General features: G+C 68.3%; 8 protein-coding genes and 3 pseudogenes. 3 read left to right on the top strand and 8 right to left on the bottom strand.

Annotated elements, in window-relative coordinates; genetic code table 11:
- Nucleotides 1–236: 236 nt before the first annotated feature.
- From OIE69_RS02565 to OIE69_RS02555, 3 genes and pseudogenes are all read right to left on the bottom strand, one after another.
- Nucleotides 237–2,789, bottom strand: coding sequence for an NACHT domain-containing protein (locus tag OIE69_RS02565; RefSeq protein ID WP_326580922.1), 2,553 nt, complete (start codon nucleotides 2,787–2,789; stop codon nucleotides 237–239).
- Nucleotides 2,790–2,970: 181 nt separating this feature from the next.
- Nucleotides 2,971–3,378, bottom strand: coding sequence for a hypothetical protein (locus OIE69_RS02560; protein WP_326580920.1), 408 nt, complete (start codon nucleotides 3,376–3,378; stop codon nucleotides 2,971–2,973).
- A gap of 254 nt (nucleotides 3,379–3,632) precedes the next feature.
- Nucleotides 3,633–3,866 (bottom strand): annotated as a pseudogene (locus OIE69_RS02555) (AMP-binding protein); the annotation flags it as partial.
- Between the two features lie 611 nt (nucleotides 3,867–4,477).
- Here OIE69_RS02555 and OIE69_RS02545 point away from each other — a divergent pair.
- Complete coding sequence (locus OIE69_RS02545) at nucleotides 4,478–5,551, top strand: IS110 family RNA-guided transposase (protein WP_455550595.1); 1,074 nt, start codon at nucleotides 4,478–4,480, stop codon at nucleotides 5,549–5,551.
- 40 nt (nucleotides 5,552–5,591) lie between these two features.
- Here OIE69_RS02545 and OIE69_RS02540 read toward each other — a convergent pair whose 3' ends face one another.
- Both OIE69_RS02540 and OIE69_RS02535 read right to left on the bottom strand, forming a co-directional pair.
- A complete protein-coding gene (locus tag OIE69_RS02540; RefSeq protein WP_326570276.1) occupies nucleotides 5,592–6,986 on the bottom strand; it encodes a pyridoxal phosphate-dependent decarboxylase family protein in 1,395 nt (464 codons plus the stop codon).
- Nucleotides 6,987–7,433: 447 nt separating this feature from the next.
- A complete protein-coding gene (locus OIE69_RS02535) occupies nucleotides 7,434–8,807 on the bottom strand; it encodes an MFS transporter (RefSeq protein WP_326580918.1) in 1,374 nt (457 codons plus the stop codon).
- Between the two features lie 154 nt (nucleotides 8,808–8,961).
- Between OIE69_RS02535 and OIE69_RS02530 the strand changes: the two genes are divergently transcribed.
- Nucleotides 8,962–9,771: a transposase family protein gene (locus OIE69_RS02530; RefSeq protein WP_326569999.1), complete on the top strand. Its 810-nt coding sequence runs from the start codon at nucleotides 8,962–8,964 to the stop codon at nucleotides 9,769–9,771.
- Between the two features lie 775 nt (nucleotides 9,772–10,546).
- On the opposite strand, the gene OIE69_RS02525 is transcribed toward OIE69_RS02530, so the two are convergent.
- The 3 genes and pseudogenes from OIE69_RS02525 to OIE69_RS02515 all read right to left on the bottom strand — a co-directional run bounded on the left by OIE69_RS02525 (nucleotide 10,547) and on the right by OIE69_RS02515 (nucleotide 13,999).
- Nucleotides 10,547–11,122 carry a TetR/AcrR family transcriptional regulator gene (locus tag OIE69_RS02525; RefSeq protein WP_326570275.1) on the bottom strand — a complete coding sequence of 192 codons (576 nt, stop codon included), beginning with the start codon at nucleotides 11,120–11,122 and terminating at the stop codon, nucleotides 10,547–10,549.
- Between the two features lie 929 nt (nucleotides 11,123–12,051).
- Nucleotides 12,052–12,709: pseudogene (locus OIE69_RS44710) on the bottom strand (IS5 family transposase); the annotation flags it as partial.
- 234 nt (nucleotides 12,710–12,943) lie between these two features.
- A complete protein-coding gene (locus tag OIE69_RS02515; RefSeq protein WP_326570274.1) occupies nucleotides 12,944–13,999 on the bottom strand; it encodes an aldo/keto reductase in 1,056 nt (351 codons plus the stop codon).
- 303 nt (nucleotides 14,000–14,302) lie between these two features.
- On the opposite strand from OIE69_RS02515, the pseudogene OIE69_RS02510 reads away from it, so the two are divergent.
- Nucleotides 14,303–14,512, top strand: a pseudogene (locus OIE69_RS02510) (nucleotidyltransferase family protein); the annotation flags it as partial.
- Nucleotides 14,513–14,536 lie beyond the last annotated feature (24 nt).

Genomic DNA, 14,536 nt, shown 5'->3' with positions numbered 1-14,536 from the left:
GTCGTACCGAGGGGTCCGTTCGGCGGTCGAACGGGGTCCCCGATGCCGTGGCATTCCGGTGGTTCTGGCAGGGAGGGCGCTGACCGGCCACGCCTCTCTGTCTTCCCCGACTGGCTGTGTCGCCTGCTGATGGGTTCCGCCGTCGCTGACCGGTCGTCGGACAACGGCCGGCTGACGCACGCGGTCTCTCGGCTCCGCCGCTCACAGCAGGGCAGTGCGCCGGTGGAGACCCCTGGTCACCGGCGTAGGCCGGCAGTGCCCGGAGGCCTCCATCGTTCGCCCGCGAAGCGTACGAGCGCGTCATGCAATTCGGGTGGGGTTGTCGTGTCGTCCGGGTCTCCGGTGGGGCTGTCGAGCGGCCACAGGGCCACCCATCCCGTGCTGTTGACGCGGATCCGCGACCCCGGAGCGGCCTCGGGCGTGAGCTCCAGGTGGAGCATGACGGTGCCGTCGTCGTTCTTGCCGAGCGGCGGTTCGAACAGGCGCGGTGCGACCGTCGCGACGTCCTGCCACTCGAAGCGACGTGTTCGTTTGCCCAACGCGAACTCGACCCCGTCCTTGTCCAGGCGCAACTCGGCCCGACGCCAGGTGAGGGGTGGGATCAGCAGGTCGATGACGGGGGGAAGCGCCGCGAAGAAGCCCACGGTCTGCAAGGCGCCGGGATCGTGCCAGCCGTCCCCGAAGGTGATGATGCCGGTCCACATCAGCGCGAGCGTCCACATGATCACGTAGGTGGCCGGATGCCCTCTGCGGCGCCGCAGCCCGACGTAGCCGGGGACGCGTGCTTCCTGTGGGGTGCTGCTCGCCGCAGGAAGCGGGCGAACCGGCCAGGGTGCGCGGGTGCCGCCGCGCCGTCGACCGCGCGGCGGGCCGCTGCCGCGCCGATTGGCCGCGAGGCGTGCTTGGAGCTGGGCGTGGCGGAACTGGTAGACGCCGCCGATCTGTCGCAGCAGGCCTACCCGGCGCGCGTCCTCAAGGAACGCCATGGTCGACCACGGCAGCGTCCCCAGGCTCGCGAGTGTCACCTTCGCGAGCAGCCACTGCGTCCAGGGACTGAGTGCAAGAATCACCGCAGCCACGCCCACGGTTCCCGAGAGCCAGCCGCCGAGCAGCACGGTGCGGTCGGGGACAGGGGCGACGGCCAGGCTGCCGATGGCCCCGATGACGGGTGCTACTCCCAGGAGCATGAGCATGGTGCTGGCCCGCTCGCCACTGAGCAATGCCCGCGGCCCGACGGACTGCGCGGTGTCGGCCGGCGCGCCGACGACCATCATGAGCAGAGGCGGAACGATGAAGCCCAGCGCCAGGAGCGGTTCGTCCCGGGTCAGGAGGAGGGCAATGGGCGCCAGGAACACAAGAAGCCAAAACAGGCCCGGGATACGGGAGCGGTGTCTGCCGAACGCGGCGAGCCGGCGTGGAAGAGAGCCCTTCCACAGCTGCGAGAGCAGCAGGAGCATGCCTCCAGAGATGCCGCAGATCATGGCGATCGTGGCTCCCGCGGCTACCTGGAGGGCTTGGAGGGGATCGCCTCCGGTGATCCAGTCCTGGAACCTCGTGGAGCCCGCCGTCACCAGGACGTAGCTGGCCACCAGTACCGGTGCTTTGAGGACGGTCGGTGGCTTCGACCGGTGCAACTCCCACCAGGCGAACTCCTTCGTCTTCGCGGTGGTGAGATGGGCTGCGAGGAAGCCGAGGGCACGCTGCGCCTGCGCGTGCCCCCACTCGCGTATCGGACGGGGCTGATGGGGCGAGGCCGGCCCGGAGGGGAAGGCCGCGGGAACGATGGAGTCCAGCAGATGCCGCTCGATGTCCACGACGTCGGGGAAGACGGACTCGTCGGCGAGTACGCCGGGGTTGGCGCCCGCTCGGGCGTACACCGTGCGGGCCAGCCACAGCATGAGGGGGGACGAGAGGGCTCGGGCCGCCGCGGCTTCCGGGTGGGATGTCAGGCGGTCGAGGAGTACCTGCCACTGCTGGGTGCGTTGCGGATGAGAAGAGTCGCGCAGGTACGTCGCCGCTGCGGCCCCGTCCACGGGCTGTGCCGTGATCACGGCCGCCGCCTGCAGCACATCTTCTTCCTCGACGAGTTCGGTGTACTCGGCTGTGCGGGAAGTGAGGATGAGCGGCGCGCCATCGGTACCCGCCTTGTTGAGCCCGGCCAGCGCCGCGGACCGGAGCAGGGGCGGTAGCTCGTCCAGGCCGTCGAGAACCGGCAGTACCCGCCGGTCGCGTACCAGTTCGCGGATCCGGGCCCGGTTGAGGTCCGTGGTCAGGCCGTTGTATTCCTCGTGGATACGGCGCGCGAGCCAGACGTCGAAGTGTTCCTTGTTCGCGTCCCAGGACGAGACCAGCAGCGGTACGGGGACGGGTTGCGTCGCATCGTGCAGGCTGAGCAACTGCAGGGTGAGCAGGATCGCCAGGGACGTCTTGCCCGTACCGGGGCCGCCGATGATCACCAGGCGCTGGGCGGGCAGAGCCCGGAAGCCGGCGGCGAGGTCGGCGAGGCCGGCGGTGCTGCCGGCCAAGTCTGCGCCGATGTGCTCACGGTGGTCTGCGACCGTCCAGTCGGCCCGCCAGCCCACCGCCAGCCTGGCGCTTCCGGCCAGGCCCAGGGCCCCCGCCTCGTCCCGCCACTGGGCGAGCACCACCCGTGCCAATTCGACGGCGGCGCGGTCCGGCGACGTCGGCAGATGCAGGTGCACGTCGCCGAAGTCCCGGCCCTGGATCACATATGTCGCACTGCCACCGGAGAACACATTGTGCACATCGCCCTGTGTCTGCTCTGACATGCCGCTCAACCGGACCGTCTCTGCGGCCTGCGGGAAAGCTCCACCTCGTACACCCCCGTCATGCCCGCGCGGCGGCTCCCCCCACCCGATATCGGGCGGCCGGCCCGGGGCACGCGACCACATGGAAGCGGGTCGGTGGAGCCGTAGCAGGATGTCACAGCGCGACAGGGCTGGCGCCGCGTCATGGCTGGTTGAGTGTGATGGGGCCGTGGAAGTCCCGCCCCATGATGACGGTGCCCTGGCGGCCGCCCGTGACGCTGTTGTCGACGTTGCCCTCACCGGAGCGCGCCACAGTGTCCTCCGCGGCGCTCCGCCAGGCCGCGAAGTGCTCCCGGAAGGCGTCGTCGTATGTGACTCGCAGCGCCAGCGCGCGGGCGAGCGCTTGCGCGCGTTCCGCGCTTTCGGCCTCTTCGTCGAGGGCAGCGAATTCTTCCTGCCCTGACGGGATTCCCCCGGGCCCTTCGGGCCCTGTGTCCGGTGCAGTTGGGCGCCGCACGAGGTCGCGCAGTGACATCCATGCCTGCTGCCCCGCTGCGCCTGCCGTGCCGCTGGCCAGCGCCATGAGAAGTTCGCCCGCGATCGCTTCCATTGTGTCCTCCGTTCCCCGTCCTTCCCTTCGGGATGGCCTCGCATGTGTCGGAGTTGAACCAGGTGAAGGGCTCGGTGCTGTGGTCGGGGTGTGGCATGTATCCGCTCCCGGCGTGACCCACGCTTTCCATGGGTGGGCGAAGAGCGCTGCGCCGGAACGCTGAGCAGGGTGCTCTGGCGGGCGAGTGGGGTGTGAGGCCGCGGTGCGGCGGTGTGGTCGCCGCCGACGAACAGGGCGCCGAAGGTGTTGTCCATCAGCACGGCCACCCGGCGCTCCGGCCCCGCACCCCTGGTGACCAGCAACCGCGCCAGCTGGTTCGCCCAGGCGTTCAGCTCCGCATACGTCAACCGGGCGTCCCCGAACACCACCGCGGTCGTGTCCGGCGTGCGCGCGACCTGCGCCTCGAAGAGCTCGGGAAGCGTCGCGAGGGGAACGTCGCGGGTGGTGTCGTTCCATTCCAGCAGGATGCGGTGGGTGGGCTGGGGCATCGTCCTGGTGACGGGCGCGCTCGTGTGGCTGTTCGCCTCCCGTAGCGCCGAACCCGGTCAGGCGCTCCTGGGAGTTCTGCCCGTGCCGGTGCCTGCCCATCGATCTCGCCGACCTGGCGTCGGTGAGGGCGTTCTGCCGATGCTGGGAGGGCCCCTTGGACATGCTCGTCGCCAACGCCGGGATCATGATGCTTCCCACGCTCCACCGCAGTGACCAGGGCTGGGAGATACAGCTGGCCACCAACTGCCTCGGCCACCACCCCCCAGGTCATCGTTTCGGCAGGGGCAACAGTCATGCCGGGCCCGGAGGCCAGCGGCCCCGTTGCAGGACCGCGAAGAACATAACTGTGAGAGTTCTTCTGCGGCCCGGGATGGGTTGCTGCCAGGCTCGGCGCTCGTGATCCGGCATGACTCGCAACATAACTGGCGTCCCGTCAGGGACTGCCGTGCCCCCGAGATGTCTGCCGGACGCGGGCGTCGGCCTGGCCCACCCGTTGGCTTGATCAGCAGCTTGTCCGCCTTCCGGCGTGACTCATCACAGTTCCGCCACGCGGTGACTCCACCCAGGCCGACGCCGACCACGGCCCGTCCGCCCTGAGGAGAACAACCGCGTGACCATGCTCGCAGAACACGTCGACGGCGTCATCGGTGTCGACACCCACCGCGACACGCTCGCCGCAGCCGCCGTCAGCCCCATCGGGGCCGTCCTGGAGACCACCGACACACCCGCACACATCCGCGGCTACCAGCGTCTGCTGGACTTCGCCCAGCAGCACGTGCCCGGCCGACGCTGCTGGGCACTCGAAGGAACCGGCAGCTACGGCGCCGGCCTCGCCGCCTTCCTGGAAGACGCTGGTGAACGCGTCGTCGAGGTCTGCCGTCCCAAGCGCCCGCCGGTCCGGGGAGGCCGCAAGACAGACATGCTCGACGCCATCCGCGCGGCCCGTGAGGCCCTGGCCACGGAGCACGTCATCCAGCCCCGAAGCCGCGGGGAACGCGAGGCGATGCGCGTGCTGCTGGCCACCCGGCAAGGCGCCGTGCACGCCTCCACGGCGGCCATCAACCAGCTCAAGGCACTGATTGTCTCCGCGCCGGACGACCTCCGCGCCCAGCTGCGTCGCCTCAGCCGACCGCAGCAGGTCACACGCTGCGCTGGCCTCCGCGACCGCCCCGCGCTGTCGACCGAGCACCGGATGACCATCCGTGCCATGCGGAGCACCGCCCAGCGCATCCGGCACCTCCAGGTCGAAGCCCGCGAGCTGGAGAACGAGCTTCTCCAGCTCGTCCGCCAGCAGGCCCCTGAACTCTTGGAGTTGCTCGGGATCGGGCCGATCACCGCAGCTCAGATCCTGGTCAGCTGGTCGCATCCGGGCCGGTTCCGTTCCGAGGCAGCCTTCGCCTCCTTCGCCGGGGTCGCGCCGATCCCGGCCTCGTCAGGGCTAACCAACAAGCACCGGCTGAACCGGGGCGGCGACCGCCAGCTGAACCGAGCGATGCACACGATCACCCTGATCAGGATGCGGCTCGATCCTGCCACGAAGACGTACGTCGCCCGCCGCATCAGCGAGGGCAAGAGCCCCCGCGACGCGCAGCGATGCCTCAAACGCAACATCTGCCGCCAGATCTTCAAGATCCTCGAACGACGGAACCAACAGAACCCCGAAGAGCTTCCCCGAGCGGCTTGACACGACATAGCAGCCTCGGGAGCCTGACAAGTGCGGCCGGTCAGAGCTGCTCGGTCTGGTGGGCGATGAGGTCGAGTATGTCGTTGATCCGGTTGGCGTGGGTGCGGTGGGTGACGATGCAGATGCGGATGGTTTGGCGGTTGTCGATCAGGGTGCTCGACAGTAGTAGGCGCGGGTCGTTGTTGATGCGCTTCAGGAGCTTGCGGGTGGCTGTGTCGGCTTCTGAGGCTGCGTGGGTGCTGTGGTCGCGGGGGCGGACCCGGAATGCCACTGTGCTGAGGTCGGGGCGGCGGGGGACTTCCAGTGCGGGTATGCGGCTGAGTGCGGTGTGGGTGTGCTCGGCGAGGTCGAGCTTTTCGTCCAGGGCTTGCCGGAAGGCGGAGACGCCGTGCAGGTGGAGGGGTAGCCAGGCGCGCAGTCCGCGGACCTCGTGGGTGAGTTCCGGTCCCATGTGGGCGTAGTTGGGCAGTCCGCCGGATGTGCCGATGTCCTGGAGGTAGTCGCCGGTGCCTTCGTGTGCGGCGTAGAGCTTGGCGGGGTCGCGGACGACGAGGGCGCCGGTGCCGAAGGGCAGGAAGAGGGTCTTGTGCGGGTCGAGTGTCACGGAGTCGGCCCGTTCGGTTCCCTCCAGTTGCCGGCGTCCCCGTTCGGTGAGGCGGAAGAAGCCGCCGTAGGCCGCGTCGACGTGGAACCAGAGGTTCTCCCGCTCGGCGAGATCGGCCAGGGCGGGCAGGGGGTCGACGGTGCCGGTGTCGGTGGTGCCGGCGGACCCGACGATCAGGAAGGGCCGCAGTCCCGCTCTTCGGTCGGCGTCGATCATCGCCGCGGCGGCGCCGGGGTCCATCCGCAGGTCCTGGTCGCAGGGCACGGTGCGGACGTGTCGCGCCTTGAGCCCGGCGAGCCGGGCGGCCTTCGCCACGGAGTGGTGGGTGTATTGCGTGACGTAGAGGGTTCCGCCGTCGAGTTCCTCGCCGAGGTGTTCCTGGCGGGCGGCGACCACCGCGGAGAAGGTGGCCATGGAGCCGCCGGTGGTCAGCAGGCCGGCACTCCCCTGGGGGAGCCCGCACACCTCCTGGGCCATCCAGCGCAGCACGCTCTCCTCCAGGGCCGTCAGCGCCGGGGCGGCGAAGGCGAGGCTGCCGTACCGGTTGATGCCGCGGGCGTAGAACTCGGCGAGCGCGGAGCTGTACAGGCCCCCGCCCGGGACGTAGGCCAGGTATCCGGGACCCGCTGTCTCATAGGCACAGCCGACGGCGCCGTCGAGGCGGTCGAGCAGCTCCTTCAGGTCGCCCGGCTGCTCGGGCGGCGCGGCGAGGAAGGACTCCACGAGATCAGCGGTCACCGCGGCACCGGTGGTGTTGTCGGTGGGGCGGTCCGGGAGACCTTCGATGAAGTCGATGACGCGGTCGAGGACCAGGCCACCCATCTCGGACATGGCGGCACGGTCCGGCTCCAGAAACATTTCGTTCATTTACGCCGGCCGTCACGAGCGGAGTCAGGACGGCCTCCAGGCATGCCAATGGTCATGTACGTGTCCTTCGTGAATGAGTGCGCCTGTTCAATCGGCTGATGGAACAAGCGTTGGCGCAACAGCGAAGCAACTGCCCGTCCGAGCCGGGACTTCTCGTGTTCGGTGATCCGCGATCGAGAGACACGCCCCGGCACTGACGGGAGCGTCCGGCCCGCTGGAACCACTTCGGCAACTGCAAGAAGTTCCCTGTGCCGGAGGTGTCGGGTCGATCTGAGGAGGCGTCAGCCGGATGGCTGGAGCTGGTCGCCGAGGATCCCCATGGTGGCGTTCCGTGAGATGGTTTCGTGGCGCTGTGCCAGACCGGGAAACCCTTGGCTCAGTCCCCGCAGCTGATCGGTTCAGTACGATTTCTTACCCGGCCGTGTTGCCGCTGGGAGCCGGAGCAGTGGCTGTTTTCTGCAGTACCGACTTCCTCTGCCCAGGGATTGTGGTCTTCTGCTGCCGGGGTATCAGGAGAGCGGCGAGCGCACCGATGACGAGGGCTGTGCTGAGCATTGCGAAACCGTGCGTGTAGCCGGATTCCTTGGGCAGGCCGTCCGGGCGGAGGTTCGAGGTCACGATGCTGGCCATGAGGGCCGCGCCGATGGAGCCTCCGACGGTGCGGAGGTTGGTGTTCATGCCGCTCGCCACACCTGTCTGTGCCGGCGGTACCGCGCTGATGATCAGGCTGGCCATCGAGGAGTAGGCCAATCCGAATCCCACCCCCATGATGCCGGTGGCGAGGTAAAGCTCCCACTTTTCGGTGTGCGCGAAGGTGAGGAGGAGCATCGCGGCGAGGCTGACCAGCAGACCGAGGAAGACCGTGCTCTTGCCGCCGATCCTGCTGACGAGCCGGCCGGAGATCAGTCCGGTGAGGAACATGGTGACGGTGAGCGGTAGCAGGATGAGCCCTGCCTCCGTCACGCTCCCGCTGAAGCCGTATCCCGCCGATTTCGGTGTCGTGACGAACTGCGGGAGGAAGGAGAACACCGCGAACATTCCGACACCGAGCAGCAGGGCTACCAAGTTGTTCGTCCACACCGCCTTCTGCCTCATCATGTTCATGTCTACGATGGGCGTCTTCGCCCGCTTCTCCATCAGAACCCAGGCGAAGGCGATCGCGACTGCTGCGACGAGCAGTCCGACTACCCTGCCCGAACCCCAGCCCCAGGCCGGGGCCTTGCTGAACGCGACAAGCAGGGCGACGAGCCAGACGGACAGTGCCACAGCCGGCAGCACACTCAGACGGCCACGGGTTCGGTTCAGAGACTCGGGGACGAGGATGAACGCGGCCGCAGCGGAGGCGGCTGTGACGATCATCGGCAGCCAGAAGAGCCACGTGTAGCCCAACGAGTTGTTGATGGGACCGGCGAGAACCACACCGGCGCCCCCTCCCGCCGCCATCAGTGCGGCGAGGGCGCTCACCGCACCGTGGAGTCTCTTCTTGGGGAACTCGTCCCGGATGATCCCGAAGGCCAGCGGAAGCACGCCGCCGCCGATGCCCTGGATGGTCCGACCGAGGATCATCGTTTCGATGTTCGGCGCCAGTGCTGCGACCAGGGAGCCGATCGTCAGGCCGATCATGGTCAGGACGAATACCTTCTTCTTCCCGATCATGTCGCCGAGCCGGCCCATGATCGGCGTGAAGATCGAGGCGGAGAGAAGATAGGCGGTCATGACCCAGGTCGCGGTGGACTGGGACGTGTGCAACTCGTTGCGGATAACGGGCAGTACCGGCGCAACCAGTGACGTTTTCTCAGCGAAATGATCTTCACGAAGCCGCGTGAACCACGCTGATCGTAAGCAGGTAGGACGAACTCGCCCCGGAGTCGGGCAGACGTGAAGCCCCTGGTAGGACGGTTCTCACCACAAGATCGTCCGCGTAACCAGAGGCCTCACGTTGATCACCTATGTTGCCATGCTCGATGTCCCGCGCCATGTCGTGGACCAGTTGTCCCGGCTGCTGGCCGCGCACCGGCGCCGGATCGGCACGCCGAGGGGCTCGCGGGCACTGGGGCCGTTCCGTCAGGCGGTGTTGGTGCTGCGCTGGTTCCGCGAGCGCGGCTGCGTGCACTGCCTGGCCCGGGACGCCGGCGTCTCCCAGGCCACCGGCTACCGCTACCTCCACGAAGGCATCGACGTCCTCGCCGGCCAGGCCCCCGACCTGCACGAGGTCCTGGACCGCTGCCGGCGCGAGGGCATGACCCACGTGGTCCTGGACGGCACCCTGATCAAGTCCGACCGTGTCGCCGGGGTCCGCGAGAACGGCAACGACCTGTGGTTCAGCCAGAAACACAAGGCGTTCGGCGGGAACGTGCAGTTCCTATCCGCCCCGGACGGCACCCCGCTGTGGGTCTCCGACGTCGAGCCCGGCTCCACTCCCGACATCACCGCCGCACGCATCCACGCACTTCCCGCGCTCTACAAGGCCGCGGCCGACGGCCTGCCCACCCTGGCCGACAAGGGCTACATCGGCGCCGGCATCGGCATCCACGTCCCCGTCCGACGCCCCAAGGGCCGCTCCGAACGGGCGCTGCACGCGGACACGCAAACCACGAATGCCCTGATCAGAGGCATTCGTGCGCTCGGCGAACGCGCCGCCGCCGAACTCAAGCAGCGCTGGCGGACCCTGCAGCACGTCACCCTCAGCCCCAGGAGGATCGGCGACATCGCCCGCGCCGCCCTCGTCCTCAACGAAAATTGGAAATGATCACCGTTGAGAAAACGTCAGTGACTGGAGCAACGCGAAGGCGAGGACGCCTGCGACGAGTACGACGTAGGTGACTCGATAGTGTGTGCGCTGAGTTTCAGTCGCCATGTGTGACTTCCTTCAATTCGGAACTGATTATTCCGGTTAGGGCGTACGTCATTCGGAGTGCTTCATCCCGTCGGCACGGTGAGGAGCCCGCGTCGCAGCCGAACAACTCCCGGGTCATGGCTGGTTGGAGGCGCTCGTCCGCTGCATTCCGGCGGTCCGAGGCCGCGTGAAGCCCGACTGACGGAAGTGCCGCCGCCATCAGGGTCGTCGGGCCGTGCTGTTGCCGGCTCCGCTCCGCCGCAGCGGCAGTACCCAGCTCTGGACGGCTTGGACCGCCGCGTGCGTCCGGGGAGGGCTTGAGGCTGCCGAAGATGCTGTCCATGCGAGTCGGCGGGTGTTTCTACGTTCCGCGGCCGCGGCCGGGGTCGCTGTCTCTCAGGTGTTCGGGTAAGGCCGACTGGCCTGCCGAACGTGTCCAAGTAGGTGAGGGCTCTGCGCCTTCCTTACGACGACTCGTTCGGGACAGACCGTGCCCGGGGCCCGGCGTGGCCTGGACTGTCCGTTCCGTCTTGGGTGTCGCGTGGGCGGGGACGCGGGTGCTGTGGCGGCGGAGAACTCGATGATCCGACCAGGCCGTCTTCACCGCCTTCCGGGCCCGCTGCCGCCATCGACGGGAAGTTCGGACGCGCCGGGCAAACGCCGGGGTTCCGTTTCCGGAAGCGTCGGTTCAGGAAAGCATGCGGATCACCGTGGCGCCGAAACGGCTCCACACTTGGGGGTCGCGCTCGTCCATCCGTATCAGTTGCAACGACACGCCGCACAAGATCACCCGCAGATCCAGCAGGGTGGTGTCGTCGCGGATCGCTCCCGCCGCGCGTGCCGCTTCCATGACCTCCGTCAGCGACTCCAGAACGACAGCGACAGCGGGGGAAGCGTCGCCTGCCAGGCGGTCGGCGAGCAGGCGGTCGCGGGCGAGGAGCTCGAACAGTTCGTCCACAAAGCCGCTGAGAGCTTTGTGCGGATCGGTCGCTCGTGCGGCGGTCGCTGTCCGTCGCCCCAGTTCTTCCAGGCTCAGTCGGGTGACCGACTCCAGCAAGTCCTCTTTTGTGGGGAAGCTGCGATACACCGTCGCCTTGCCCACCCGAGCGCGGGCCGCGATCTCGGGCACCGTTGCGCGCGCACCGTTCTCACGGAAGACCTCGACAGCCGCGGCGATCACGCGCGCGTGGTTGCGGCGGGCGTCCGTCCTGCGCGGCGATGGCGGCTGGTCCCCTGTCGCAATCGGTGTCTGAGATGGCTTCATGGGGGGTGCTCCTCATTCTCAGAGCTGGAGAGGGCGGCGTCCGTGTGCGAAACAGCCTGACGGCCGCCCGCCGTGCTGGCCGGCTCCGCCCCGGAGCTTCCCGGGGCATCGACCGCGGTCCAGGCGACCCCCGCGTGTACGGGGTGAATCCGGCGCATCGCCGATCATCACGAACGCGTCGGCTGAGTTCCCGGGGTCTCGTGCCGGACCCAACCGGGGGAATCCCTGGGCGGCGCCTCAGTCGGAGGGGGTGGGGGGCTGTCGGGGGTGTCCAGAAGCGGTTCATCGCCGTAGTCCCGGTGCAGGGTGGAGCCATCGGTCAGGGTGATCTGAAAGACGTGTCGTTCGCCGTAAGAGGAGCCGTCGCTCAGCTCGTCGAGCACGGTTACCGTCCCCCCCCCATGACCTGCGTTCGGGTGGCGGCGACCATCGCCGCGAACTCGCCCCGGTCGAGCACTTCGCCGTCGCTGCGGTGCGTGAGGCAGGCGCGTGGAAACGGTCGAGCACCTGGTTCGGTTCGACACCGGGTTCGGGCTCGAGGACCAGAGTTTGGAGAGCTTCGCTGATACGGGCGTGGGCCATCGCTGGACTCCATGAGTGAGGGGGAATGGGATGTGGACCCGCGAGTCCGCATCGCCGACGTTACCGGACCCTCGGGTCCGATTGTCTGTCGGCAGCACGTGGCCCTCGTCACAGCGGCTCCCTGTGGCACCGGATTCACGGGTTCGCTGGATGGGGGCGGGCGCCCCGTGGCGCACCTGGGCGCACGTGTCGCGGTCGGAGTACGCCGTGTCGGCGGCGACCGCGCCGAGGCGGGTGCGAGGCGGCCGACCGGCTGGGCCGAGTGCGTTGATCTTGTCCGCAACGGCGGTGAACTGCGGGTTGTCCGCCGCTCCGGCCCGGCCCGGCCCCGCGAATAGCGCGGATGATCTGTTGCTGTAGGCCTTGTCCGCCGCAAAACGGTCGGGCTTCTTGCGGGGCATGCCCGGGCCGATCTCTGGAACGCGGATCTTGTCCAGCACCTGTTTGAACTGGGTGCAGTCCGCCCGTTGTCCGGTGTGACGATCAGGGACAGCGGGCGGCATCGGCCGTCCGCGCTCAGGTGGAGTTTGCTGGTGAACCCGCCCCGCGAGCGGCCCAGGCCCTCACTTCCTGCACCACCTCCACCAGGCGGGCGTGCAGGCTCTGCCACGCTGTTTCGCCCTGGTGTTCTGCCTGCTCGGCCCCCTTTGAGGCAGGAACGGGTGGCGGATCGGTGCGGGCACCGGCCGCGTGCTGATGTGCGATGGTGGAGTCCACCGAGATGTCCCGGTCGATCTCACCCGCGGCATCCGCGGCAGCCTGGACCTGCTGCAGCGGACGCTCCCATGTCCCGTCGGCCGGCCACAGTCGGTGTCGTTCGTAGACGGTCTTCCACGGCCCGAACCGTTCGGGCAGATCACGTCACTGCACGCCGATCCGCACCTGGTGCTGGATCCCGTCGATGACCTGCCGATGATCGCTCCACCGGCCACAACGCCTGTTACTGATCGGCAGGAACGGCCGCAGCCGTTCCCACTCCGCGTCACTCAGATCGCCCCGCCCCATGTCCACATCGGGATGCCAGGCCGCGAAGGGTGTGTGCGACGGCGGCGATACGCGAGGGCAGTTCCGGCTGCACCGATACCGCCCACAGATGCTCCTGGCCGTCGAATGGGCGGCCGCGGCTGAGGGCGAGCGCGGTCTCGGGCGGCGTCCCTATCGCTGCCAGGAAGTGCGGGCTGTGGCTGGGTCACCTTGTCTGCTTCCTGCGCGCCGCAAGGCAAAGGACGCGGCCTTAAGTCACGATGCGGCCCGTTCGTCTGTCGGGCGGCGGCGGAGCGTGTTGTCCGTCAGAGCCGGTGGCTGCCAGACGCCGTCGGGGCGGTAGAGGTTGGTGCCGGGCGGGACGATCTCGTCGATGCGATCGAGAGCCGCGTCGTCGAGGACCACTGGTGCGCCCTTCAGCAGGGCCTCCCACTGTTCCGCCGTGCGAGGGCCGATGATGACCGAGGTGACGGCAGGATGGGCGAGCGGGAAGGCGACTGCCAACTCCGGCAGGGTGCACCCGATGTCCGCGGCCAGTTCGGCGAGCCGATCGGCGGCCGCCAGCTTGGTGATGTTCTCCGGGATCGACGGGTCGAAGCGGGCGGGGTTCAACCGCGCACGCCCGGTGGTGAGATCGACTGCCTGCCCTGCCCGGTAGCGGCCGCTGAGGAAGCCGGAGGCGAGCGGGCTCCATGTCAGCACTCCCATGCCGTACCGCCGAGCTGTCGGCAGCACCGCGGCCTCCACGCCTCGCGCGAGGATCGAGTACGGGGGTTGCTCGGTCCGGAAACGCTGGAGGCCGCGTCGCTCCGCCACATGCTGCGCCTCCGCGATCTCCTCGGCCGGGAACGTTGACGACCCGAACGCCCGGATCTTTCCCGCTTGCACAAGGTCGCCGAGGACACCGAGTGTCTCCTCGATGTCCGTGGTGTGATCCGGACGGTGCACCTGGTAAAGGTCGATCCACTCGGTGTCGAGCCGCCGTAGGCTCGCCTCCACAGCCTGGGTGATCCAGCGGCGGGAGTTCCCGCTCCGGTTTCTTCCTTCGCCCATCTGGAAGTGGACCTTCGTCGCGAGCACGGCCTCATCCCGCCGCCCGGACGCTCGTAGTGCCTTTCCGACGATGACCTCGGACTCACCGGCCGAGTACATGTCCGCCGTGTCGATGAAGTTGACGCCCGCGTCCATGGCGGCGTGGATGATCCTGGCGCTGTCCTCGTGGTCGGGGTTGCCGACCGATCCGAACATCATCGTGCCCAGGCAGTACGTGCTCACTTCGATGCCGGTGCGGCCGAGTGTGCGGTATCGCATGGCGTCCTCCTCACTGTCGGGCTGCCCTGGCGCATCCTAGGAGTTGAAGTCCACTCCATGGCAAACGACTTGGGGCACACCGTGATCCTGGCGTGGGCGGGTTCTCGTGGACACGGGAGCGGTCTTCTGTAGATCCGTGAGCCCAGCAGCCGCGAAGTGAGAATGGGGTATGGAGCCGGCTCGTGCAGCTGCACGCGTGTTCGCGACCCTCAGGGAGGGCGCTGACCAGGCCAGGCTTCTCTGTCTCCCTTCATTGATGTCTTGGCGAAGACTGGACGGCGTGTCGCGTGGTAGGTATGAGCGGTGATCGGTCGCCTTCCCCTGGACGAACAACTCGCCGTCCTGAAGTCCGTGCTTTCCCGCAACGAGGTATTGCTGGAGGTGCTGAGCCGAACCATGAAGCTGGAGTTGCCCGGCTGGTACGTGACGGCAGGCTGTCTGTTCCAGACCGTGTGGAACGTTGTTACAGACAGGCCCCCCGTCAACGGGATCAAGGGCTACGACGTCTTCTACCTCTGATTTTGGTCAGTGCTCCGT

It is taken from the genome of Actinacidiphila glaucinigra (assembly GCF_035918135.1).
In the GTDB taxonomy this organism is placed as follows: domain Bacteria; phylum Actinomycetota; class Actinomycetes; order Streptomycetales; family Streptomycetaceae; genus Actinacidiphila; species Actinacidiphila glaucinigra.
This window is presented reverse-complemented; position numbering and strand designations above follow the sequence as displayed.